Below are 22,555 nucleotides of genomic sequence, written 5' to 3'. Positions count from 1 at the left end.
CGTCACCGGCCGTCCGGTCCGCCGCTCAGACGCAGCAGTCCGGGTCCAGTCCCCTGGGCAGCCGGTCGCCCGCGAAGACCTGGCAGGTGGCCTCGTGGCCGCCGAGCGCGGCGACGGCGAGGAGCAGCGAGCCGGCCGTCCAGGTGGTCAGCTCGCGGGGCCAGACCGCGTCGTCCTCGAAGACGTAGCCCGTCCAGTACAGGCCGCTGTCCGCGTCCCGCAGGTGCTGGATGGACTGGAGGATCTCCAGGGCGTGGTCGGACTCGCCCACCGCCCACAGGGCGAGCGCGAGTTCGGCGGACTCGCCGCCGGTCACCCACGGGTTGGGCACGACGCAGCGCACCCCGAGGCCGGGGACGACGAACCGGTCCCAGCTCTCCTTGAGGCGGCTCCTGGCCTCGGTGCCGGTGAGCGCGCCGCCGAGGACGGGGTAGTACCAGTCCATCGAGTAGCGGCTCTTGTCCAGGAACCGTTCCGGGTGGCGGCGGATGGCGTGCCGCAGCGCGCCCGCCGCCAACTCCCAGTCGGGCTGCGGCTCTTCGCGCAGCTCGGCGATGGCCAGCGCGCAGCGCAGCGCGTGGTGGACGGAGGAACTGCCGGTGAGCAGCGCGTCCTTGGTGTCCGTGCCGTCGGCGTCCCGGCGCCAGCCGATCTGCCCGCCGGGCTGCTGGAGGGCGAGCACGAACTCGACCGCCGCGTGGACGACGGGCCACATCCGCTCCAGGAACGTGTCGTCGCCGGTGGCGAGGTAGTGGTGCCAGACGCCGACGGCGACGTAGGCGACGAAGTTGGTCTCCCGGCCGCGGTCGGTGACGTCGGCGTGGTCGCCGTCGGCGTAGGCGGCGTACCAGGAGCCGTCCGGGTTCTGGTGCCGGGCCAGCCACGCGTAGGCCCGCCCGGCGGCCTCGTGTTCGTCGGCGGTGTCCAGGGCCATGGCGGCCTCGACGTGGTCCCACGGGTCGAGGTGGTGCCCGCGGAACCAGGGGATCGCCCCGTCCTCGCGCTGTACGGCGAGGATGCCGCGGACGGTCGCGGCGGCCTCGGCGTCGGTGAGGACGCCCGGCAGGACGAGGTGTTCGGTACGGGGGGTGCGGGGCGTGTGCGAGGTGGTCACGCGGCGTCCACGGCCGGCAGGTGCGGCTTGGTGGCGTAGGCCACGAAGCTCTTGCCGATCAGCGGGTTCAGGGCCTGCTCGGCGACCCGGGTCGCCAGCGGCTTCTTCATGATGTCCCACACCAGCAGCTTGTGGTACGCGCGCACCGGCAGCGCCTTGTCGTTGTCGACGCCGAACGCGCACTTGAGCCACCAGTACGGCGAGTGCAGCGCGTGCGCGTGGTGGGTGCCGTACGGCTTGAGGCCGGCCTCGCGGATGCGGGCGAGGAGCTGGTCGGCCTTGTAGATGCGGATGTGGCCGCCCTCGACCTCGTGGTAGGCGTCGGAGAGGGTCCAGCAGACCTTCTCGGGGCCGTAGCGCGGCACCGTGATCGCGATGCGCCCGCCGGGCCTGAGGACGCGGACCATCTCGGCGAGGACGCCCTTGTCGTCGTGGATGTGCTCCATCACCTCGGAGATGATGACGACGTCGAAGGACTCGTCCGGGAAGGGCAGGGCGAGCGCGTCGCCCTCCATGGCGGTGGCGGTGGCGCCGGCCGGGGCCTCCCCTGCCTCCTCCATCGCCGCGAACCACTTGGCGACCTCGCGGATCTCCTCGGCGTTCTGGTCCAGGGCGACGACCCGGGCCCCGCGCCGGTAGCACTCGAACGCGTGCCGGCCGGCGCCGCAGCCGAGGTCCAGGACGCGGTCGCCCGGGGCGAGCGGGAACCGGGAGAAGTCGACGGTCAGCACGTGGCCCTGCTTTCGGGGTAGACGCCGGTGTCACGGGTGGTCGGGGTCGCGGGCACGATCCTCGGGGCGCCGGTGGGGGCGGGACCGATGGCCTCGCGGTAGCGGGCGACGGTGCCCTCGGCGGCGCGGGCCCAGGTGAAGTGGCGCAGCACGCGTTCGCGTCCGGCGGCGCCGAGGCGGGCCCGCAGGTCGCGGTCGCCGAGCAGCCGGTCGAGTCCGGCGGCCAGTGCGCCGGCGTCGCCCGGCGGCACGGCGAGGCAGGTCTCCCCGTCGGGTCCGGCGACCTCCGGGACGGCTCCGCCGGTGGTGGCGAGCAGGGCGGTGCCGGTGGCCATGGCCTCGGCGGCGGGCAGCGAGAACCCCTCGTACAGCGAGGGCACGCACGCGACCTCGGCCGACCGCACGAGGTCGACCAGTTCGGCGTCGGAGATGCCCTTGACGAACTCGACGGCGCCTTCGAGCCCGTACCGCTCGATCGCCTGGGCGACGGGCCCCTCGGCGGGCCGCTTGCCGACGACGACGAGGTGGGCCCGGGGGTGCTCGGTGCGTGCCTTGGCGAGCGCCTCGACGAGGAAGACCAGGCCCTTGAGCGGCACGTCCGCGCTGGACGTCGTCACGATCCGGCCCGGCACCTTCGGCACCGACGGGTCGGGCGAGAACAGGTCGGTGTCGGCGCCGATGTGGACGACGTGGATGCGGTCGTCCCGGACGCCGAGGTGGTCGACGATCTCCTGGCGGGAGGTGCCGGAGACGGTGAGCACGCAGGGCAGGCGGCGGGCGACGCGCTTCTGCATCCGGGTGAAGGCGTACCAACGGCGCACCGAGTAGCGGCGTTTGCGGCTGTCGGCGGCGTCCAGCTCCAACTGCCGGTCGACGGTGATGGGGTGGTGGATGGTGGTGACGAGCGGCGCGCCCACATCACCCAGCAGCCCGTACCCGAGCGTCTGGTTGTCGTGCACGACGTCGAACTCCCCGCGGCGGGCGCGCAGATGGCGCCGGGCACGCAGCGAGAAGGTGAGCGGCTCGGGGAAGCCGCCGGTCCACATGGTGCCGACCTCCAGCGCGTCGATCCAGTCGCGGTACTCGTCGCGCTTCGGAGTGCGGAAGGGGTCGGGCTGGCGGTAGAGGTCGAGGCTGGGCAGCTCGGTGAGGGACAGCCGGTCCTCGCGGCCGTCGAGGACGTCGAGCACGGGGTAGGGCTGGGCGCCGACGACCTCGACGCGGTGGCCGAGGCGGGCCAGTTCGCGGGAGAGGTGGCGGACGTAGACGCCCTGGCCGCCGCAGAACGGGTTCCCCTTGTAGGTGAGCAGTGCGATGCGCAGCGGTGGCAAGCCGTCGGCTGCGGGTTCCGGACGGGGACCCGTCTGACTGGCCTCGGCGGTCACTCCGGTCCCCCTTCTCACTGCACTGTCCGGCGACACTACGTCGGGACGATAATCTAGAACAAGTTTCAGACTTGATCGTCGGAGGCCCCCGAATCTACCGGCAGGTAGCCGGGCTGTGACGAGTGGATCAGGTGATTCGCGCCACGACGGGTCACGGCGCGGGCACGGCGGACATGGCGACCACGGCGGAGACAGCGAGACAGCGGAGTCAGCGGAGTCAGCGCAAGCGGAACAGGGGGAGAAGGTGACCGAGGCGGACGTACCGGCGGCGGAGCCGGCGGCCGCGGCGCACCGCGCCGCCGCCCCGCCCCTGACCGAGCGGCAGCGGGAGCGCCGGGGCCGCATCCTGCACGCGACCGCCCAACTGGCCTGCCGGGGCGGCTTCGAGGCGGTGCAGATGCGGGAGGTCGCGGAGTCCTCGCAGGTCGCGCTCGGCACGCTGTACCGCTACTTCCCCTCCAAGGTGCACCTGCTCGTCGCCACGATGCACGACCAGTTGGAGCGCCTGCACCGCACCCTGCGCAAGAGCCCGCCCACCGGCGAGACGGCGGCGGACCGGGTGGCCGAGACCCTGATGCGGGCCTTCGGCGCGCTGCAGCGCGAACCGCGGCTGGCCGAGGCGATGGCGCGCGCCCTGACCTTCGCCGACCGCAGCGTCTCCCCGGAGGTCGACCAGGTCTCCCGGCAGACCACGGCGATCATCCTGGACGCGATGGGCGGCCTGGACAACCCGACCCCGGAGCAGCTCTCCGCGGTCCGTGTCGTCGAGCACACCTGGCTCTCGGCCCTCATCACCTGGCTCGCCGGCCGTACCTCCCTCGCCCAGGTGCGGGTGGACATCGAGACGGTCTGCCGGCTGATCGACCTGACGGAGACCGGCGCCCGGGAACAGACGGCGCCCGGCTGAAAGCCCACGCCCGCCCGAAAGCCCACGCCCGGCCAAGAGCCCACGCCCGGCTAAGGGCCCACGCCCGGCCAAGAGCCCACGCCCGCCCGAAAGCCCACGCCCGGCCAAGAGCCCGCACCCGGCCAAGAGCCCGCACCCGGCTAAGGGCCCGCACCCGCCCGAAAGCCCGCACCCCGCCGGAAGCCCACGCCCGGGAGCAGACGGCGCCCGGCTGAAAGCCCGCGCCCGGCTAAGGGCCCACGCCCGACCGAGAGCCCGCGCCCGACCGAGAGCCCGCACCCGGCCGAGAGCCCGCACCCGGCTGAAAGCCCACGCCCGGGAGCAGACGGCGCCCGGCAGAAAGCCCACGCCCGGAAGCAGACGGCGCCCGGCCGAAAGCCCGCACCCGCCCGAGAGCCCGCGCCCGGGTCGGCCGGCCCTCGGCCCCGGTCCGGCGGGCGGGTAAAGTGGCGGGGTCGTCATCACCCGTACGGGGGGAAGCCGGTGCAATTCCGGCGCTGACCCGCAACCGTGAGCCGCCCGCCGAGCCCGCCCGAGGCTTCCCGGTCGGTGAGCCGGACTGCCCCGCGCGGATGTGACCGGCTCACGTGCCCGGCGCCCGCCGGTGCACGGCACCGTCGAGGCATACGGGGCCGAGCCGCCGGGGGTGCCCCGTGCTGCCGGGCCCCGCACAGGGAAAGGCACCCGCCGATCATGAACGTCCGCCTTCGCGGCAGCGCCGCGGCTCTGGCCGCCACAGCCGTGATCGGCGCCGCGGCCGCACCCGCGGTCGCCGCCGATCCGTCGCCGTCCGCTCCCGCCTCCTCCCCGTCCACGCCGTCCGGGCTGTACGGGACCGCCGATCCCCGGTACGACGGTGTCTGGCGCCAGTCCCTCGCGCTGCTCGCGCAGGACACGGCGGGCGTGGTGCCGTCGTCGAAGGCCGTGAAGTGGCTCACGGACCAGCAGTGCGCGAACGGCGCCTTCGCCCCCTTCCGCGCCGACCCGGCCGCGGCCTGCGACGCCAAGACCCAGGTCGACACCAACAGCACGGCCGCGGCCGTCCAGGCCCTGTGGGCCGTCGGCGGGCACGGCGACGTCGTCGAGAAGGCCCTCGGCTGGCTGAAGTCCGTGCAGAACGAGGACGGCGGCTGGGCCTACACCCCCGGCACCCCCAGCGACGCCAACTCCACCTCCGTCGTCATCGGCGCCCTGACCGCCACGGAGACGGACCCCGGGAAGGTCGTCAAGGACGGCAAGTCCCCCTACGACGCCCTGCTGTCCTTCGCCCTGCCCTGCGCGAAGGACAAGGGCGCGGGCGCCTTCGCCTTCCAGCCCGACAAGGACGGCAAGCTGCTCCCCAACGCGGACGCGACCGCCGCCGGTGTCCTCGCCGCGCTCGGCAAGGGCCTGGTGGCCGAGGCCGGGTCCGGCGCGAAGTCCAAGACGGCCACCTGCGCCGACGCGGACGGGCCGACCCGCGAGCAGGCCGCCGCCAACGGCGCCGCCTACCTCGCCGACGCGCTCGCCGAGGACGGCCACCTCGTCTCCGCGCTCGGCGGCTCCGCCGACCAGCCCGACTACGGCAACACCGCGGACGCAGTCGTCGCCCTGGCCGCGCAGGGCGGCGCGGACAAGGCCGCCGAGCCGCTGGCCTGGCTGAAGAAGAACGCCGCGACGTGGGCTTCGCAGAGCGGTCCGGCCGCCTACGCCCAGCTCGTCCTCGCCGCCCACGCCACGGGCACCGACCCGCGCGACTTCGGCGGCACGGACCTGGTGGCGAAGCTGAACGCGACGGGCCCCGCTCCGCAGGGCGCGACGGCGAAGGACACGGCGACCGCGAGTGACGAGGACCAGAAGAAGGACGACGGCTCGTCGTTCGGCGTCTGGTGGTTCGTCGGTGTCTGCCTGGTCTTCGGCATCGGCATCGGCTTCCTGCTCAGCGGCCGCGGCAGGAAGCAGCAGCCGTGACCGCCCGCCGCGTCGCCCTGCTCCTCCTGGCCGCCTTCCTGCTGGTCGGTACGGCCGGCCAGGCGCAGGCCGCCGGATACCGCTACTGGTCCTTCTGGGACCGCGACGGCGCCACGTGGGTCTACGCCACGCAGGGTCCGTCCACGGCCCGCCCCTCCGACGGCGACGTGCAGGGCTTCCGCTTCGCGGTGAGCGAGGACTCGGGCGACGCCGCCCAGCCCCGCGGCACCGCGGACTTCGCGTCGATCTGCGCGAAGACGCCGGCCAAGGACGGCAGCAAGCGGGTGGCGCTGGTCCTCGACTTCGGTACGGCCCCCGACGCCCCGTCCGGCGAGACCCCGCCGGCCCCGCGCACGGCCTGCGCCCGGGTCTCCCCCGACGCGACGACGGCCGACGCCCTGGCCGCCGCCGCGGGCCCCCTGCGCTACGACACCAACGCCCTGCTGTGCGCGATCGCGGGCTACCCGAAGTCGGGCTGCGGGGAGCAGGTGTCGCAGAAGGAGGACTCCGGCGCCTCGGCCGCCTCGAAGGCCACGGAGGACGAGGGCGACGACGGCCCGTCGGTCGGCCTCTACGCGGGCATCGCCGTCGTGGCGGCCCTGGCCGGCGCGGCCACCTGGCAGGCAAGGCGGCGCAGGAATGCAACCCGCTGACCCTGCACCCACCACGCCCAGCCGAGCCGCTGAAGCCGCCGTCCCTGCGGGCAGTCGTACCGCCGGGGCGACGGGGGTCCCCCCGCGCGGGCGAAGCCGAGCGTGGGGGAGGGTGGGCGCTGGGGATGCCCCCTCCGGGGGAGGCGCCCTGTCAGCGCCGGCAAGCGCCCCCGCCCCCGCCCGCCACCGGCACACCGCATCCCTCCACCCCGGCGCCTGGTGGCTCTGGGCGCTGGCCCTCGGCACCGCCGCCACCCGCACCACCAACCCCCTCCTCCTCGCCCTCCTCGTCACGGTCTCCGCCTACGTCGTCATCACCCGCCGCCCCCACGCCCCCTGGTCCCGTTCCTACGGCGCCTTCGTCAAGCTCGCCCTCGCCGTCCTCCTCGTCCGCCTCCTGTTCACCACCCTCCTCGGCTCCCCCGTCCCCGGCACCCACACCCTCCTCACCCTCCCCGAAGTCCCCCTCCCCGACTGGGCGCAGGGCATCCGCCTCGGCGGCCGGGTCACCGCGGAGGGCCTCGCCTTCGCGCTGTACGACGCGATGAAGCTGGCCACCCTCCTGATCTGCGTCGGTGCCGCGAACGCCCTCGCCAACCCCTCCCGCCTCCTCAAGTCCCTGCCCGGCGCCCTGTACGAGATGGGCGTCGCCGTCGTCGTCGCCCTCACCTTCGCGCCGAACCTCATCGCCGACGTACAGCGCCTGCGCGCCGCCCGCCGCCTGCGCGGCCGCCCGGACCGGGGCCTGCGCGGCCTGCTCCAGGTCGGGCTCCCCGTGCTGGAGGGCGCCCTGGAACGCTCCGTCGCCCTCGCCGCCGCGATGGACGCCCGCGGCTACGGCCGCACCGCCGACGTACCGGCCCCGGTCCGCCGTACCACCGCCGCCCTCACCCTCGGCGGTCTGCTCGGCGTCTGCGCGGGGACGTACGGGCTGCTGACCGCCGCGGGCGGCACGTACGGCGTTCCCGTCCTCCTGGCCGGTGTCGCCGCCGCCGTCGCGGGCCTGTGGCTGGGCGGACGGCGGACGGTGCGCACCCGCTACCGCCCCGACCGCTGGGACGCCCGCGCCTGGCTGGTCACCGCCTCCGGCGTGGCGGTCGCCGCGCTGCTGTTCCTCGCCGCCGCCCGCGACCCGGCGGCACTGCACCCGGGCGTGGTCCCCCTGGTCGCGCCGGCCCTCCCCCTCTGGCCGGCGGCGGCCGTACTCGTCGGCCTGCTCCCGGCGTTCGTCACCCCCGCCCCCGACCCCGTACCCGCGAAGGAGCCGTCGTGATCCGCTTCGAGGACGTGTCGGTCACCTACGACGGCGCGGCCGAACCCACCGTCCGCGGCGTGGACTTCGAGGTCCCGGAGGGCGAACTCGTCCTGCTCGCCGGTCCCTCCGGCGTCGGCAAGTCCACCGTGCTCGGCGCGGTGGGCGGCCTCGTCCCGCACTTCACCGGCGGCACGCTGAGCGGCCGGGTCACCGTGGCCGGCCGGGACACCCGCACCCACAAACCGCGCGAACTCGCCGACGTGGTCGGCACGGTCGGCCAGGACCCGCTCTCCCACTTCGTGACGGACACGGTCGAGGACGAACTCGCCTACGGCATGGAGTCGTTGGGCCTGGCCCCCGACGTGATGCGCCGCCGCGTCGAGGAGACCCTGGACCTGCTGGGCCTGGCCGACCTGCGCTCCCGCCCCATCGCCACGCTCTCCGGCGGCCAGCAGCAGCGGGTCGCCATCGGCTCGGTCCTCACCCCGCACCCCGACGTCCTGGTCCTGGACGAGCCGACCTCGGCCCTGGACCCCGCCGCCGCCGAGGAGGTCCTGGCCGTCCTCCAGCGCCTGGTCCACGACCTCGGTACGACGGTCCTGATGGCCGAGCACCGCCTGGAGCGGGTCGTCCAGTACGCCGACCAGGTCGTCCTGCTCCCGGCCCCCGGCGAGGCACCGCTGATCGGCGCCCCGGCGGAGGTGATGGCGGTGTCCCCGGTGTACCCGCCGGTGGTGGGCCTGGGCAGGCTGGCGGGCTGGTCCCCGCTGCCGCTGACGGTCCGGGACGCCCGCCGCCGCGCGTCCGGGCTGCGCGACCGGCTGGCAGGCCGCGAGATCCCGGACCACACCCCGCCGACGGCGGCCGTGCTCCCGGAGCCCCCCGCCCTCCGGCCCGCTCCGGGTCGCCGCTGGCGCCGCCGCGCAGCACCCCCGAGGCCGACGCCCGCGACCCCCGCCCCCTACGCCGCCGAGGTCCGCTCCCTCGCCGTGCGCCGCGACCGGGTCCAGGCCCTGCGCCACGTCGACCTGACCGTCTCCCCCGGCGAGACGGTCGCCCTGATGGGCCGCAACGGCGCCGGGAAGTCCACCCTGCTCTCGGCGCTCGTGGGCCTCGTCGAACCGTCCGCCGGTACGGTCCGCGCCGGGGACGCCGTACCGCACCGCACGGCCCCCCGGGACCTCGTACGCCGGGTCGGCCTGGTCCCGCAGGAGCCGCGCGACCTGCTGTACGCCGACACGGTCGCCGCCGAGTGCGCGGCGGCCGACCGGGACGCTCAGGCGGCGCCCGGCACCTGCCGCGCCCTCCTCACCGAACTGCTCCCGGGTGTCACCGACGACACCCACCCCCGCGACCTCTCCGAGGGCCAGCGCCTCACCCTCGCCCTCTCCGTCGTCCTGACCGCCCGCCCTCCCCTCCTCCTCCTGGACGAGCCGACGCGCGGGCTGGACTACGCGGCCAAGGCCCGGCTGACCGGCGTCCTGCGCGGCCTGGCCGCCGAGGGCCACGCGATCGTACTGGCCACGCACGACGTGGAACTGGCCGCGGAGCTGGCCCACCGGGTGGTCCTGCTCGCCGAGGGCGAGGTGATCGCCGACGGCCCCGCGGCGGACGTGGTGGTCGCCTCCCCCTCCTACGCCCCGCAGGTGGCGAAGGTGCTGGCGCCGAGGAAGTGGCTCACGGTGGCGCAGGTGCGGGAGGCCCTGTCGTGACGGGCCCCCGTGTCACCGCCCCCCGCGACCGCCAGGCCCGCGCGGTCCGCCTGGGCCCCCGTTCGGTGGCGGCCCTGCTCCTGGTCAGTGCGGTGGGCGTGGCGGGCTTCGGCTGGCCCTTCCTCGCCCCGCCGGACGCGTCGCTGAACGCCCACGCGCAGGACGCGCCGTGGCTGTTCGCGGGCGTGCTGGTGCTGCTGGTGGCGGTGGTGGCGGCGACGATCTCGGAGTCCGGCCTCGGTCCGAAGGCCGTGGCGATGCTCGGCGTGCTGGCGGCGGCGGGGGCGGCGCTGCGTCCCATCGGCGCGGGGACGGCGGGCCTGGAGCCGATGTTCTTCCTCATGGTCCTCAGCGGCCGCGTCCTCGGCCCGGGCTTCGGCTTCGTGCTCGGCTCGATCACGATGTTCGCGTCCGCGCTGCTCACGGGCGGGGTGGGGCCGTGGATGCCGTTCCAGATGCTGGCGATGGGCTGGTTCACGATGGGGGCGGGCCTGCTGCCGGGCCCCGACCGCCTGCGCGGCCGGGCGGAACTGCTGATGCTGGCGGCGTACGGCTTCCTGGCGGCCTTCGCCTACGGCACGGTGATGAACCTCGCGGGCTGGACGTTCATGAACACCCTCGCCTCGAACATCGCCTTCGACCCGGACGCGCCGGTCCCGGACAACCTGGCCCGCTTCCTCTCCTACTGCCTGGCCACGTCGCTGGGCTGGGACGGGGGCCGCGCCGCGATGACGGTGGTCCTGACCCTCGCCCTCGGCACCCCGGTCCTGAAGGCGCTGCGCCGCGCGACCCGCAGGGCGGCCTTCGAGACGCCGGTCACGTTCGGGAAGCCCGACGAGGTGAGCCGCCCCACGTGAGCCGCTTCACCTACGAAGCGGGGTCGTAGCCCAAGGCGGCCGGCGGACCGGCCGTACGGCCTCCGCGCGGCGGCACCACCGCACGGTCTACGACCACGCCTAGCAATAGGGACGATTGCGGACGACCGGCCCGCCTGTTTCTCTGAACCGGTCGCCAGGCGCCGACGCCCTCCCGGGCAGCGGCGCCGACGCATGCCGGGCCGGTGTGCGCCGACGCCCCTGTCCCCGAAGAAAGGCCCTCCGTTGACCGCCGCTTCCCTCCTCCGTACCGCCGCCACCCCGAAGAAGGCCCTCGCGGGTGCCGCCCTGGCCGCGGCCGCCTGCGGCTCGCTGATCGCCGCCGGGCCCGCCCAGGCCGCGACGCCGGCCTCCTCGGCGCAGGCGACCGCGAAGAAGATGATCGGTGACTCGGCCGAGTTCCAGTGCTTCTCGAAGATCGTCGACCACGAGAGCGACTGGAACGTCAACGCCACCAACGCCTCCAGCGGCGCCTACGGCCTGGTCCAGGCCCTGCCGGGCTCGAAGATGGCCTCGGCGGGCGCGGACTGGAAGACCAACCCGGCCACCCAGATCAAGTGGGGCCTGGACTACATGAAGGACCGCTACGGCAGCGCCTGCGACGCCTGGAGCTTCTGGCAGACCAACGGCTGGTACTGACACCCCCGCCCCGCTCCCCCCCCTCACACCGAAGACGGTCGCCCCTGGTCCCCCGGGCGGCCGTCTTCGCGCGTGCTCGCCGTCGTGCGGAATCGGCGGCGGTATTCGGTCGGAGTGGTGTCCAGTCTGCGGCGGAAGGCCCTGACCAGGGTGTCGACGGTGCGGAAACCGCAGGCGGAGGCGACGCGCTCCAGGGTCGCGTCGGTAGACTCGAGCTGCTGGCGGGCCACTTCCACGCGCGCCGACTCGACATACGCGTACGGGGTCGTGCCCAGCTCGGTCTTGAAGATGCGGGTGAGCTGCCGGTCGCTGACGTGGGCGTGGGCCGCGAGGTCGGCGACGGTCAGCGGGGCGGCGATGTTGCGCAGGACGTGGTGGCGGAGGTCCTCGACGCGCCGGGTCGCCGACACCTGTTCCAGCGGGACGCTGAACTGGCTCTGCCCGCCCGGCCGCTTCAGGTACATCACGAGCTGCCGGGCCACCCGTAGCGCCACCTCCTCCCCCAGGTCGTCGGCGACGAGGGCCAGGGAGAGGTCGAGGCACGAGCTGATGCCCGCGCCGGTCCACACGTCGCCGTCGCGGACGAAGATCGGGTCGGCGTCGACCTCGACCGCCGGATGCTCGTCGGCGAGCTGCCGCGCGGTCGACCAGTGCGTGGTGGCGCGCCGGCCGTCGAGCAGCCCGGCGGCGGCCAGGACGTGCGCCCCGACGCAGACGGACGTGACGCGCCGGGTGCGTTCCGCGAGCCGCCTCACCGAGGCCACCACCGCGGGGTCGGTGCGCGCCCGGACCCGGCGCCGGCCGTCCACCTCTACCGCGCCGGGCACGATCAGGGTGTCGATGCGCCGCCCGGACAGGTCGTCGAAGGTCGTGTCGGGCAGGACCCGGACACCGGCGGCGGTGGTGACCGGGCCGCTGGTCGCGGCGGCGAGCAGCACCTTGTAGCCCGCCGCGTCCTCCGTCTCGCGCCGCGCGAGGGAGAACACCTCCGGCGGCCCGGTGACGTCCAGCAGGTCGACGCCCTCGAAGAGCACGACGACGATCAGTCGTCCGACGGAGTTCACGGCGCCTCCCACGGTCACACGGCCACATGGCTCCACGCCTCCACGGCTCCACGGCTCCACGGCCATGTCGGTATCTGCAGGTTAGACGACATTGCCGACATCACCGGGCGGGCCCTAGCGTCGTGGGAGCAGGCCAACGACCGTCACCCCCACCCCGCTTCAAGGAGCCACCGTGCCCAGAACCACCCTGCGCCGCCTCAGCGGACTCGACGACACCCCCGCCCAGCTCGCCGACTCCACGCTGGTCCTCGTCGACTACCAGAACACCTACACGACCGGCGTCATGGAACTCGACGGCTGGCAGGCCGCGCTCGACGCGGGCGCCCGGCTGCTGGCCCGCGCCCGCCGGGAGGGCGCCAAGGTCGTCCACGTGGTCCACGACGGCGGCGAGGGCTCCCCGTACGACCTCGGGGCCGAGATCGGGCAGATCCACCCCAGCGTCGCGCCGGTCGAGGGCGAGCCCGTCGTCACCAAGAAGGCGCCGGACTCCTTCCACGGCACCGACCTCGGTGAGCACGTCGACGCGGCCGGCCACAAGGACCTCGTCGTCATCGGCTTCATGACGCACATGTGCGTGGCCTTCACCGCCCAGGGCGCCTTCCTGCGCGGCAACCGCCCCACGGTCGTCGCCGACGCCTGCGCCACCCGCGCCCTGCCGGTCGCGGGCACCGAACTCGACGCCCGCCAGGTGCACTACGGCGCCCTCGCCACCGTCGCCGACATGTACGGGGTCGTCGTTCCGACGCAGGAGTCCCTGACCTAGGCCGGTGCGCGGCCGACCCCGCACTCGAACCACACGGTCTTGCCGCCCCCGGGCCCCGGACCCACGCCCCACTCGTCGGCCACCGCCTCCAGCAGCACCAGCCCCCGGCCGCCCTCCGCGTCGTCGCTCACCCACGCCGACGGTACGGGCTGCCGGGGGCTCCCGTCGGCCACCTCCACGCGGACCCCGTCCGCCTGCCGCCGCAACAGCAACGTGCAGTGCCGGTCCGGGACATGGCGTACGACGTTGGCCAGCAGCTCGGTGACGCCGAGTTCCACCGCGTCGGTCAGTTCGGCCAGGTCCCACTCGCGCAGGTACGAGCGGACGATGCGGCGGACGTGCCGGGCCGAGTGGGCACCGGCCGTGAAGCTCATCCGGTACCGCTCCGCCACGGGGTGGCCCACGAGGACCGAGGGAAAGTATTCGTTCACGGCACGAGCCTGACGTCGGACGACTACCGTGGGCTACAGAACGGATACAACCGGTGCTCCAGTGGACCGAGTTGTGCGCGAAGGGGGCTGTGCGTGACCCACATCAACACCCTTGACCCGGGCGCCTCGCCGCTCGACTACTACGGTTTCGAGCTGCGCCGTCACCGGGAGGCCGCCGGGCTGACCCAACGGCAGCTCGGCGACATCGTCAACTACACCGGCTCGCTGGTCGGCCAGATCGAGACGGCCCGGAAACTGCCGACGCCGGAGTTCAGCGAACGGGTCGACGCGGCGCTGGGGACGGGCGGGTTGCTGTCCCGGTTGATCACGCTGGTGATGCGCGCCCAGCTTCCGGCCTGGTTCCAACAGATGGCCGAGTTGGAGACACGTGCGATCGAGATCTGTGCGTTCCAGACGCACATGGTCCACGGACTGCTCCAGACCGACGCCTACGTCCGGGCCGTGCTGGGCACGTTCGACCCGACCGATCTTGACGACCGGACCGCCGTGCGGCTCGCTCGCCAGCGCATCTTCGAGAAGCAGACCCCACCGGTCTTCTGGTCGATCGTCAGCGAAGCGGCACTGCTCCAGGAGATCGGCGGCCGAGAAACGATGCGCGGCCAACTGGCCCACCTGTTGTCCTTCGAGGACAATCCCCGGATCAACGTTCAGGTCCTCCCGTTCTCGGCGGGAGCACACCCCGGACTTACAGGCTCATTCAGCATCTTCCGATTCGCGAGCGACCCGGCCATCCTCTACACGGAGAGGTACGGCAGCGGCCATCCGACCGCCAACCCGGAGAGCGTCAAGGACTGTTCACTCCGTTACGATCATCTTCGAGCCGCCGCGCTCTCCCTCAAGGACTCGGCGGCGCTGATCCGCCGGGTGATGGAGGAACGCTATGGCGAGCAGGGCAATGCCGACGACTGTCCAGTGGCGTAAGTCCAGCTACAGCAGCGACCAGGGCGGCGAATGCGTGGAGTGCGCGCCGCTCGGTCGCCTTGCCTGGCGCAAGTCGTCGTACAGCAGCGACCAGGGCGGCAACTGCGTGGAGGTCGCCGAAGTGACCCGTCACGCCACCGTCGCCGTCCGCGACTCCAAGACTCCGGCGGGACCGGTCCTCACCCTCGCCCCCGCCGCCTTCACCGCCTTCCTCGGCTGGGCGGCCGGCGCCGAGTAGTCGGACCCGGCCCGGGTCAACGTTTCTGTTCGATTTATCGTCTTCGCACGTGTGTCCAGACCGGGCACCCCGACGACGCCGAACGGAAACCCCGCCCCGTGGCCCCTGCCGAACTCACCGTCCCCCGGTCCGCACCGCCTCGGTCCGGACGTCCGGGCGACGCGCTGCGCGCCTTCGGGCGTCGGTACCGCGTGCCGCTGCTCGCGACGCTGCCCACCGTCCCGCTGTACGCGGTGTGGTGGGCGTTCCTCGCCACGGGTGGCGGGGACCTGGCCGCGCAGGAGGCGTGGGCGGACTTCGCGTCGCGGCACGGGGGTTCGGCGTACGGGCTGTTCTGGTACGGCGGGATGCACACCGCCAACTACAGCGTCATATCCCCGTACTTGATGGCGGCGCTCGGCGTGCGCACCGTCACGGTCGTCTCCGGTCTCGCCGCCTCCTGGCTGGCCGCCGTGCTGATGGTGCGGGGCGGGGTGCGCCGCCCGGTGTGGCCCGCGCTGCTCGCCTCCCTCGCGCTCTGGTGCGACGTCGCCTCGGGCCGGACCACCTTCGCGCTCGGCGTCGCGTTCGCGCTGGCCGCCTGCGTGCCGCTGGTGCGCGAGCGGCGGCTGTGGCTCGCGGGCGGGTACGCGGCGCTCGCCACCCTGGCCTCCCCGGTGGCCGGGCTGTTCCTCGCCGTGGTCGGGGCCGGGTTCCTGCTCGTACGGGACTGGGGACGCGCTCTCGTGCTGCTCATACCCCCGGCCGCCGTCGTCGGGCTGACGACGCTGTTCTTCCCCTTCACCGGGGAGCAGCCCATGCCGGCCGACCGCATCTGGCCGCCGGTCGTACTCGGCCTCGCCGTCACCGTGCTGGCCCCGCGCACCTGGCGGGTGGCCCGGTGGAGCGGGGCCGTCTACGCGCTCGGGACCGTGCTGACGTACCTGATCGCCTCGCCGGTCGGCACGAACGTCGAGCGGTTCGCGGAGCTGTTCGCGCCCGCCGTGCTGCTGGCCGCGCTGCTCTCCGCCCCTCCCGCGCTCACCGCGGCGCGGTCCCGGCGGCTGGTGTCGGGGCTGCTGGCCGTGGCGGTCGTCTACTCGTCCGGGTGGGTGGGGAAGAAGACCGTCGACGACCTGAAGGTGTCCACCGTCGTGCCCGCCTGGGCCGCCGGGACGGACGGGGTCGTCAACGCGCTGAAGGGGCTCGGCGCCGACCGGACGCGGGTGGAGGTGGTGCCGGCCCGCAACCACCGCGAGGCCACCCTCCTCGCCCCGCACGTCAACCTGGCCCGCGGCTGGAACCGGCAGCTCGACGTGGAACGCGGGCGCCTCTTCTACGACGGCACCTTCTCCGCGGCCGCCTACCGGCAGTGGCTGGACCGGTGGGCGGTGGGCTTCGTCGTCGCGCCGCTCGGGAGGCCGGACGGCCCGGCGCGGGCCGAGGCGGAACTGGTGCGGAACCCGGAGCTGCGGCCCGAGTGGCTGGAGCCCGTCTGGCGGGACGCGCACTGGCAGGTCTACCGGGTGCGGGAGGCCGTGCCGCTCGTCTCCCCGCCCGGCACCGTCGTGTCCACCGGCCCCGCCGAGCTGGTGCTGCGGGTGGCGCGGCCCGGCGCGGTGACCGTGCGCATCGCCTGGTCGCCGTGGCTGCGCAGCGACGGCGGGTGCCTCGCGCGGGAGGGCGAGTTCACCCGGCTGACGGTGGACGCGCCGGGCGAGTACCGGCTCAGCTCGCGCTACGGTCCTTCGCCGGGGTCGGGGGGTCACTGCTGACGCCGGACGCGGACTCCCCGGCCGCCGCGGGCTCCTTGGCCGCCGCGGGCTCCTTGGCCGCCGCGGGCTCCTTGGCCGCCTCCGCAGATGCCCCGGTCGCCTCCGCCGGTGCCCCGGCCGCCTCCGCGACCGCCACCCGTTCCTCCGCCGTCCGGGCCGCAGGCACCGCCGCGACGGTCCTCGCCCGCGGCCCCTGGAACGCGTACGCCAGCCCGAAGCCCGCCGCGACCACCGCCGCGCCGCCCACGGCGTCCAGCACCCAGTGGTTGCCGGTCGCCACGATCGCGGAGACGGTGAACAGCGGGTGGAGCAGGCCCAGCGCCTTCATCCACACCCGGGGCGCGATCACCGCGATCACCACCCCGCACCACAGCGACCACCCGAAGTGCAGCGACGGCATCGCCGCGTACTGGTTGGTGAGGTGGGTCAGCGTGCCGTAGTCCGGCTTGGAGAAGTCCTGCACGCCGTGCACCGTGTCGATGATCCCGAGCCCCGGCATCAGCCGCGGTGGGGCCAGCGGGTAGAGCCAGAAGCCGACCAGGGCCAGCAGCGTGGCGAAGCCCAGGGAGGCGCGGGCCCAGCGGTAGTCGACCGGGCGGCGCCAGTACAGGACGCCGAGGACGGCCAGCGGGACGACGAAGTGGAACGACGTGTAGTAGAAGTCGAAGAAGTCCCGCAGCCAGCCGATCCCGACCACCGCGTGGTTGATCGTGTGCTCGATGTCGAGGTGCAGGAAGCGCTCGACGTCGAGGATCTGCCACCCGTGCTCCTCGGCACGCGCCCGGCCCGCCGAGTTGCTGCCGCCGGTCGCCGCGAGGCGGACCTGCGAGTAGGCGGCGTAGGTGACCCGGATGAGGAGCAGCTCCAGGAGGAGGTTGGGGCGGGTCAGGACCCGGCGCAGGAACGGCAGCAGCGGCACGTGCTTGAAGCGGGCGGGCACCGGCGGCGCGTAGGCGGTGGGGACCGGGGTGTCGTAGTACGGCGACGTGCGCGGCAGGAAGGGCACGGCGACGGCGGCGGCCAGCGCGGCGAGCAGCACGACGTTGTCCCGCAGCGGGTAGAGCGCCGCCATGTTCGGCAGCATCATCTTCGCGGGCAGCGTCATCACCAGGACGACGGCGACCGGCCACACGTACCGGTCGGAGGCCCGCTTGCCGACCCGGCCGACGACCGCGGGCAGCAGCCACAGCAGTTGGTGCTGCCAGGTGGCCGGGGAGACGACCACGGCCGCGCAGCCGGTGACGGCGACGGCGAGCAGCAGTTGCCCGTCGCGGGCGTAGCGCACGGCGCGGCGCAGGGCGAGGACGGCGACGGCGGCGCCGAGCAGCAGGAAGAGGGCGATCTCCAGGGGGCCGTTGACGCCGAGGCGGAGCAGGACGCCGTGCAGCGACTGGTTGGCGAGGTCGTCGGCCGCGCCCCCCAGGCCGACGCCGGCCATGTGGTGCACCCAGTAGGTGTACGAGTCCTGGGCCATCGCCACCCAGGCGATCGCGGTGCAGGCGGCGAAGGTGACGCCCGTCGACACGGCGGCCCGCCTGCGGTCGGTGAACCACAGCAGGGGGACGAAGAGCAGGACGGTCGGCTGGAAGGCGGCGGCGACGCCGATCAGCACGCCGCCCACGCGGTCGCCCCGGGCCCCGCGCACGGCGAAGCAGCCGAGCAGGACCAGGAGGACCGGGATGATGCTGGTCTGGCCGAGCCAGAACGCGTTGCGCACCGGCAGCGAGAGCATCAGCAGGCTGATGGCGACCGGCGCCGCCAGCAGCGACGTACGGCGTCCGACGGGCTGGGGCAGGGCGCGGGCGGCGACCAGGCCGAGGGCGACGACCAGCAGCAGCGAGCCGAAGGTCCAGCCCCAGCCGAGGGCCTGCTCGGCGGCGCGGGTGAAGGGTTTGAGGACGAGGCCGACGAACGGGGTGCCGGTGAACTGCGTGGAGTCGTAGAGCGACCCCTCCACGTGCAGGACGCCGTGCTCGCCGACCCAGGTCTCCAGGTCGGTGAGGCGCTCCCCGCGCGGGGTGCCGAGGACCGCGGCCACCTGCCGTACGGCCAGGACGGCGGCGATCAGCCACAGACCGAGACGTGCGACGCGCCATCGTGCTCTGCTCACGTCGACGGCCGCGGCTCCGAAGGAATCCGCCGGTCGCCCACTGTGCTCCGCATTCGCCACGCCTCGTCGGCCTCCCGCCCCGCTCGTACCCGTCCGTACGTACCGTACGTGCCGCGCTGGTGCACGCGGTGTGTCGTCCCTGCGAACCCTATGAGGCTCGCACCGCCCCCGGGGGAGGACGCGGGCGGCCCCCGCTCTGCCTGACAGCCGCCCGCTTTCCGGTCCGGCAAGCGAGAAGGATCACAGCGCGCGGGCCGGGGAACGGCACGCGGCGCGCGCATGTCCCCTGCGTGTACGCCATTTTGGTGCACAGTGCAACGAAAAGCATACCGGGCGTAAACGGCGCATCAGCGCCTATGGTCGCTTTTCTGCCCGTGGCCGAGTGCCGCGGGCCTTTTCCGGCCCGGCGACAGCGCCGCCGTACGGGTCGTGGCGTTTCCCGCGCCCCCGTCCCTGTCCCCGTCGAAAGCAGGCGAGCGTAGTTTTGTCGGCCGTCCCCGTCGCCGTTCCCCGGTCCCGTACGACCTCCGCCTCCGTCCCGCGCGCCTCCGGCGCGTCCACCGCCGCCACCGCCACCGATCCCGCGCTGGTCCGGCGTGCCGTCAAGGCGGCGGCGCTGGGCAACGCGATGGAGTGGTTCGACTTCGGCGTCTACAGCTACATCGCCGTGACGCTGGGCAAGGTCTTCTTCCCGTCGGGCAACCCGACCGCGCAGTTGCTCTCCACGTTCGGCGCCTTCGCGGCGGCGTTCCTGGTGCGGCCGCTGGGCGGCATGGTCTTCGGCCCGCTCGGGGACCGGGTGGGGCGGCAGAAGGTGCTCGCCCTGACGATGATCCTGATGGCGGCGGGCACGTTCGCCATCGGCCTGATCCCGTCGTACGCGACGATCGGCGTCTGGGCGCCGGTGCTGCTGCTGGCGGCACGGCTGGTGCAGGGGTTCTCGACCGGCGGCGAGTACGCGGGCGCGTCCACCTTCATCGCCGAGTACGCGCCGGACCGGCGCCGCGGGTTCCTCGGGAGCTGGCTGGAGTTCGGCACGCTCGCCGGGTACATCGGCGGTGCCGGTCTGGTGACGCTGATGACGGCGCTGCTGTCCGACGGCGACCTGACGTCCTGGGGCTGGCGCGTCCCGTTCCTGATCGCGGGCCCGATGGGCATCGTCGGCCTGTACCTGCGGATGCGCCTGGAGGAGACCCCGGCGTTCGCGGCGGAGCTGGAGAAGGCGGAGACGAACCGCCCGAAGGTGCCGCTGAAGGAGATGGTCACCGGGCAGTGGCGGGCGCTGCTGCTCTGCGTCGGCCTGGTGCTGGTCTTCAACGTCACCGACTACATGCTGCTGTCGTACATGCCGAGCTACCTGACCAGCGAGCTGAAGTACGACGAGACGCACGGGCTGCTCGTGGTGCTGGGCGTGATGGCGCTGATGATGGTCGTCCAGCCGTTCGCCGGCGCGCTGACCGACCGGGTCGGGCGGCGGCCGGTGATCGCGGCGGGCTGCGCGGGCTTCCTGCTGCTGTCCGTCCCGGCGCTGCTGCTGATCCGCCAGGGCAGCCTGCTCGCGATCGCGCTGGGCATGGGCGCGCTGGGCCTGCTGCTGGTCTGCTTCACGGCGTCGATGCCGTCGGCGCTGCCGGCGCTGTTCCCGACGCGGGTGCGCTACGGCTCGCTGTCGATCGGCTTCAACGTCTCGGTGTCCCTGTTCGGCGGGACGACGCCGCTGGTGGTGACGGCGCTGATCGGGGCGACGGGCGACATGATGATGCCCGCGTACTACATGATGGCCGCGGCCGTGGTCGGCGGCGTGGCGGTGTGGTTCATGACGGAGTCCGCCGGCCGGCCGCTGCCGGGCTCGGCGCCCGCGGTGGAGGCGGGAGCCGGCACACCCTCCTGAAACCGCCTGCGGCGCCCGCACCCCGTGTCTATATTCGTCATCGTTCGTCAGTGATCGTTGGCGCACCTGCTTGGAACGGCCGAGCAGGACCGGAGAGACACGGGGTGCACACCGGTATGAGCGAGTCGCAGCTCTGGGACGACGTCGACACCTACTTCACCGCCCACCTCGCAACGGAGGACGACGCCCTGGCGGCCGCCCGCAGGGAGAGCGACGCCGCGGGGCTGCCCCCGGTGAGCGTCACCGCCACCCAGGGCAAGTTCCTCCAGCTCCTCGCCCAGGTGCAGGGCGCCCGCGCCGTCCTGGAGATCGGCACCCTCGGCGGCTACAGCACCATCTGGCTGGCCCGCGCCCTGCCCTCCGACGGCCGCCTGGTCACCCTGGAGTACAGCGCCCGGCACGCGGAGGTCGCCACCCGCAACATCGCCCGCGCCGGGCTCGACGCCCTCGTCGACGTGCGGGTGGGCCCGGCCCTGGAGTCACTGCCCAAGCTCGCCGACGAGAACCCGCCGCCCTTCGACCTGGTCTTCATCGACGCGGACAAGGGCAACAACCCGCACTACCTCGAGTGGGCGCTGCGGCTCACCAGCACCGGCAGCCTGATCGTCGTGGACAACGTGGTCCGCGGCGGCCGGGTGGCGGACGCCGGGGCGACCGCCGACGACGTGCGCGGCACCCGCGCCGCCGTCGAACTGATCGGCAGCCACCCCCGGCTCAGCGGCACCGCGCTCCAGACGGTCGGCGCCAAGGGATACGACGGCTTCGCGCTGGCCCGCGTGCTGGCCTGAACGGCAGTGCCGCCCGTACCGCCCGTCGCGGGGGCGGGGGCGGGGGCGGGGGCGGGGGCGTGGCTACACCTCGTGGTAGAAGCCGACGTTGACGCTGCGCGGCTCGGCACGGTCCTGGACCACGACCTCGCCGCTGCCGCCCCTGGGCAGCGGCACGGTGCCGCCGTAGGGCAGGGACTGCAGGTGTTCGCCGATGGTCAGCCGGACCTCGCTGGAGGGGTCCGGCTGCGAGCCGCGCAGCCAGCTCAGGTGCCAGGTGCCGTCGGCTCCGCAGCGGAACTCCAGGTGGACGCGGGAGACGAACAGCCAGTCGTCCGGCGTCGCCAGCCGGCACACGGACCTGTCCCTGCCCACGCGCAGCACCGCGTCGGGCTCGCTGGGCGCGTCGGCCATCTGCAGGCCGGCCGTGGCACCCGCGTCCGCCGCGGTGACGGCGGCCATGGTGAGTTCGAGCACGTGCGCTCCTTCGGGGTCCGTCGGTTCGTCGCCGCCGCATGATAGATCGACCCGTGGTGTGGTGTCCGGCACAATGGGGTCATGACCGAGCGGAAGCCACCCGGCGTCGACTTCGAGTCCTGGGTCGACAAACAGATTCGAGACGCGGACGCACGCGGGGAGTTCGCCGAGCTGCCCGGCGCGGGCAAGCCCCTGCCGGCCGAGATGGACAGCACCTACGACGAACTGTGGTGGGTCAAGCGGAAGATGGCCCGCGAGGGCGTCTCCGTGCTGCCGCCCACGCTGGCCCTGCGCAAGGAGGCGGAGGACGCCCTGGAGGCGGCGGCGAAGGCTCCGTCGGAGCGGGTGGTCCGGCGCATCGTCGAGGAGATCAACGCCAAGATCCGCGAGGTCATGTTCAAGCCGCCGCCCGGCCCCCCGCTGGGTCTGAAGCCCTACGACGTCGAAGAGGTCGTACGGCAGTGGCGGGAGGGCCGGGCGGAGCGCTGACGCCCGTCGTTCACAGGCGCATCAGCCGGTCCGCCAGTTCGCGGTAGTCCCGCAGGGCCAGGCGGAGTTGCTCGGTGTCCGTGCCGGCCTGCTGCCAGGACCCGAGCAGGGACCGCCTGCGGTGCGCCAGGGCCTCCGTGAGGCGGGTGCCGAGTTCCTCCAGCACCCGGTCGGCCTCCTCGACGGAACCCCGAGGCGCGTCGACGAACCCGGCCACCGCCTGACGCAGCCCCTCACCGAGCCGCGCGCCCTCACCGGGCGGAAGAAGCGGCCGGTACGACACGGGGGTGGCGGCGCCGTCCTTCGCCCCCGGGGCGGACGCCTGGGCGCCTCCGCCGCCGGTACGGCGCCCGGCCGGGGCACCGGCCGCGGTGCCGGGGGCGGCGGGGGCACCGCCCGGGTCGGCGG

Annotated in this window: 22 protein-coding genes and 1 riboswitch; of the genes, 14 read left to right on the top strand and 8 right to left on the bottom strand. The window is 74.0% G+C overall.

The features are described from left to right. Nucleotides 1-25 precede the first annotated feature (25 nt). The 3 genes from IG88_RS0123455 to IG88_RS0123445 are packed head-to-tail and all read right to left on the bottom strand — an operon-like array spanning nucleotide 26 to nucleotide 3,230. On the bottom strand, nucleotides 26-1,114 hold the full coding sequence (locus IG88_RS0123455; RefSeq protein ID WP_031044544.1) for a prenyltransferase: 1,089 nt from the start codon (nucleotides 1,112-1,114) through the stop codon (nucleotides 26-28). After that, nucleotides 1,111-1,845, bottom strand: coding sequence for a class I SAM-dependent methyltransferase (locus tag IG88_RS0123450; RefSeq protein WP_031044541.1), 735 nt, complete (start codon nucleotides 1,843-1,845; stop codon nucleotides 1,111-1,113). Before IG88_RS0123450 ends, IG88_RS0123455 begins: the two co-directional genes overlap by 4 nt. Beyond that, nucleotides 1,839-3,230, bottom strand: a complete 1,392-nt coding sequence (locus IG88_RS0123445) for a glycosyltransferase family 4 protein (RefSeq protein ID WP_031044538.1) — start codon at nucleotides 3,228-3,230, stop codon at nucleotides 1,839-1,841. The genes IG88_RS0123450 and IG88_RS0123445 overlap by 7 nt, the downstream gene beginning before the upstream one ends. Before the next feature lie 244 nt (nucleotides 3,231-3,474). Here IG88_RS0123445 and IG88_RS0123440 point away from each other — a divergent pair, with 244 nt between their 5' ends. The 7 genes from IG88_RS0123440 (at nucleotide 3,475) to IG88_RS0123410 (ending at nucleotide 11,221) form a co-directional block, all read left to right on the top strand. After that, on the top strand, nucleotides 3,475-4,137 hold the full coding sequence (locus tag IG88_RS0123440) for a TetR family transcriptional regulator (RefSeq protein ID WP_031044535.1): 663 nt from the start codon (nucleotides 3,475-3,477) through the stop codon (nucleotides 4,135-4,137). 473 nt (nucleotides 4,138-4,610) lie between these two features. Further along, a riboswitch (cobalamin riboswitch) is annotated at nucleotides 4,611-4,702 on the top strand. Nucleotides 4,703-4,830: 128 nt separating this feature from the next. Further along, the gene (locus IG88_RS0123435; protein WP_031044532.1) at nucleotides 4,831-6,087 is read left to right on the top strand and encodes a prenyltransferase/squalene oxidase repeat-containing protein; all 1,257 of its coding nucleotides are present in this window, start codon (nucleotides 4,831-4,833) and stop codon (nucleotides 6,085-6,087) included. Then, complete coding sequence (locus tag IG88_RS0123430) at nucleotides 6,084-6,740, top strand: SCO2322 family protein (RefSeq protein WP_031044531.1); 657 nt, start codon at nucleotides 6,084-6,086, stop codon at nucleotides 6,738-6,740. Before IG88_RS0123435 ends, IG88_RS0123430 begins: the two co-directional genes overlap by 4 nt. A 112-nt stretch (nucleotides 6,741-6,852) precedes the next feature. Beyond that, the gene (locus tag IG88_RS0123425; RefSeq protein ID WP_031044529.1) at nucleotides 6,853-8,013 is read left to right on the top strand and encodes an energy-coupling factor transporter transmembrane component T; all 1,161 of its coding nucleotides are present in this window, start codon (nucleotides 6,853-6,855) and stop codon (nucleotides 8,011-8,013) included. Beyond that, on the top strand, nucleotides 8,010-9,707 hold the full coding sequence (locus IG88_RS0123420) for an ABC transporter ATP-binding protein (protein ID WP_031044526.1): 1,698 nt from the start codon (nucleotides 8,010-8,012) through the stop codon (nucleotides 9,705-9,707). The genes IG88_RS0123425 and IG88_RS0123420 overlap by 4 nt, the downstream gene beginning before the upstream one ends. Further along, nucleotides 9,704-10,564 (top strand): ECF transporter S component, encoded by an 861-nt coding sequence (locus IG88_RS0123415; RefSeq protein WP_031044524.1) that lies wholly within the window; start codon nucleotides 9,704-9,706, stop codon nucleotides 10,562-10,564. Before IG88_RS0123420 ends, IG88_RS0123415 begins: the two co-directional genes overlap by 4 nt. 192 nt (nucleotides 10,565-10,756) lie before the next feature. Continuing rightward, nucleotides 10,757-11,221: a transglycosylase SLT domain-containing protein gene (locus tag IG88_RS0123410; RefSeq protein ID WP_107452279.1), complete on the top strand. Its 465-nt coding sequence runs from the start codon at nucleotides 10,757-10,759 to the stop codon at nucleotides 11,219-11,221. Nucleotides 11,222-11,244: 23 nt separating this feature from the next. On the opposite strand, the gene IG88_RS0123405 is transcribed toward IG88_RS0123410, so the two are convergent. Continuing rightward, nucleotides 11,245-12,285, bottom strand: coding sequence for a GlxA family transcriptional regulator (locus IG88_RS0123405; protein ID WP_051852027.1), 1,041 nt, complete (start codon nucleotides 12,283-12,285; stop codon nucleotides 11,245-11,247). A 172-nt stretch (nucleotides 12,286-12,457) separates the two neighbouring features. Here IG88_RS0123405 and IG88_RS0123400 point away from each other — a divergent pair, with 172 nt between their 5' ends. Beyond that, the gene (locus IG88_RS0123400; protein ID WP_031044516.1) at nucleotides 12,458-13,048 is read left to right on the top strand and encodes a cysteine hydrolase family protein; all 591 of its coding nucleotides are present in this window, start codon (nucleotides 12,458-12,460) and stop codon (nucleotides 13,046-13,048) included. Here IG88_RS0123400 and IG88_RS0123395 read toward each other — a convergent pair. Further along, nucleotides 13,045-13,479, bottom strand: a complete 435-nt coding sequence (locus IG88_RS0123395; protein WP_031044513.1) for an ATP-binding protein — start codon at nucleotides 13,477-13,479, stop codon at nucleotides 13,045-13,047. The two genes, IG88_RS0123400 and IG88_RS0123395, sit on opposite strands and share 4 nt — an antisense overlap. 93 nt (nucleotides 13,480-13,572) lie before the next feature. Here IG88_RS0123395 and IG88_RS0123390 point away from each other — a divergent pair, with 93 nt between their 5' ends. The 3 genes from IG88_RS0123390 to IG88_RS0123380 all read left to right on the top strand — a co-directional run bounded on the left by IG88_RS0123390 (nucleotide 13,573) and on the right by IG88_RS0123380 (nucleotide 16,413). Further along, complete coding sequence (locus IG88_RS0123390) at nucleotides 13,573-14,421, top strand: helix-turn-helix domain-containing protein (protein WP_031044511.1); 849 nt, start codon at nucleotides 13,573-13,575, stop codon at nucleotides 14,419-14,421. After that, nucleotides 14,396-14,659 (top strand): DUF397 domain-containing protein, encoded by a 264-nt coding sequence (locus tag IG88_RS38910; RefSeq protein WP_158854007.1) that lies wholly within the window; start codon nucleotides 14,396-14,398, stop codon nucleotides 14,657-14,659. The genes IG88_RS0123390 and IG88_RS38910 overlap by 26 nt, the downstream gene beginning before the upstream one ends. A gap of 98 nt (nucleotides 14,660-14,757) precedes the next feature. Beyond that, the gene (locus IG88_RS0123380; RefSeq protein WP_031044505.1) at nucleotides 14,758-16,413 is read left to right on the top strand and encodes a glycosyltransferase family 87 protein; all 1,656 of its coding nucleotides are present in this window, start codon (nucleotides 14,758-14,760) and stop codon (nucleotides 16,411-16,413) included. On the opposite strand, the gene IG88_RS0123375 is transcribed toward IG88_RS0123380, so the two are convergent. Beyond that, nucleotides 16,367-18,583, bottom strand: coding sequence for a bifunctional glycosyltransferase 87/phosphatase PAP2 family protein (locus tag IG88_RS0123375; RefSeq protein WP_031044502.1), 2,217 nt, complete (start codon nucleotides 18,581-18,583; stop codon nucleotides 16,367-16,369). The genes IG88_RS0123380 and IG88_RS0123375 overlap by 47 nt on opposite strands. Before the next feature lie 424 nt (nucleotides 18,584-19,007). On the opposite strand from IG88_RS0123375, the gene proP reads away from it, so the two are divergent. Both proP and IG88_RS0123365 read left to right on the top strand, forming a co-directional pair. Beyond that, the gene (gene proP / locus IG88_RS0123370) at nucleotides 19,008-20,414 is read left to right on the top strand and encodes a glycine betaine/L-proline transporter ProP (RefSeq protein WP_031044500.1); all 1,407 of its coding nucleotides are present in this window, start codon (nucleotides 19,008-19,010) and stop codon (nucleotides 20,412-20,414) included. 116 nt (nucleotides 20,415-20,530) lie between these two features. Then, on the top strand, nucleotides 20,531-21,202 hold the full coding sequence (locus IG88_RS0123365; protein WP_031044497.1) for an O-methyltransferase: 672 nt from the start codon (nucleotides 20,531-20,533) through the stop codon (nucleotides 21,200-21,202). A 63-nt stretch (nucleotides 21,203-21,265) separates the two neighbouring features. Here IG88_RS0123365 and IG88_RS0123360 read toward each other — a convergent pair whose 3' ends face one another. Next, the gene (locus tag IG88_RS0123360; protein ID WP_031044484.1) at nucleotides 21,266-21,658 is read right to left on the bottom strand and encodes an FHA domain-containing protein; all 393 of its coding nucleotides are present in this window, start codon (nucleotides 21,656-21,658) and stop codon (nucleotides 21,266-21,268) included. 81 nt (nucleotides 21,659-21,739) lie between these two features. Here IG88_RS0123360 and IG88_RS0123355 point away from each other — a divergent pair, with 81 nt between their 5' ends. Beyond that, nucleotides 21,740-22,147 (top strand): DUF1992 domain-containing protein, encoded by a 408-nt coding sequence (locus IG88_RS0123355; protein ID WP_031044481.1) that lies wholly within the window; start codon nucleotides 21,740-21,742, stop codon nucleotides 22,145-22,147. A 10-nt stretch (nucleotides 22,148-22,157) separates the two neighbouring features. Here the strand turns inward: IG88_RS0123355 and IG88_RS0123350 are convergent. Then, on the bottom strand, nucleotides 22,158-22,555 hold a 398-nt coding region (locus IG88_RS0123350; RefSeq protein ID WP_031044480.1), incomplete at its 5' end, for a hypothetical protein.

This window comes from Streptomyces sp. NRRL F-5650, from assembly GCF_000721365.1.
In the GTDB taxonomy this organism is placed as follows: Bacteria; Actinomycetota; Actinomycetes; order Streptomycetales; family Streptomycetaceae; genus Streptomyces; species Streptomyces ardesiacus.
This window is presented reverse-complemented; position numbering and strand designations above follow the sequence as displayed.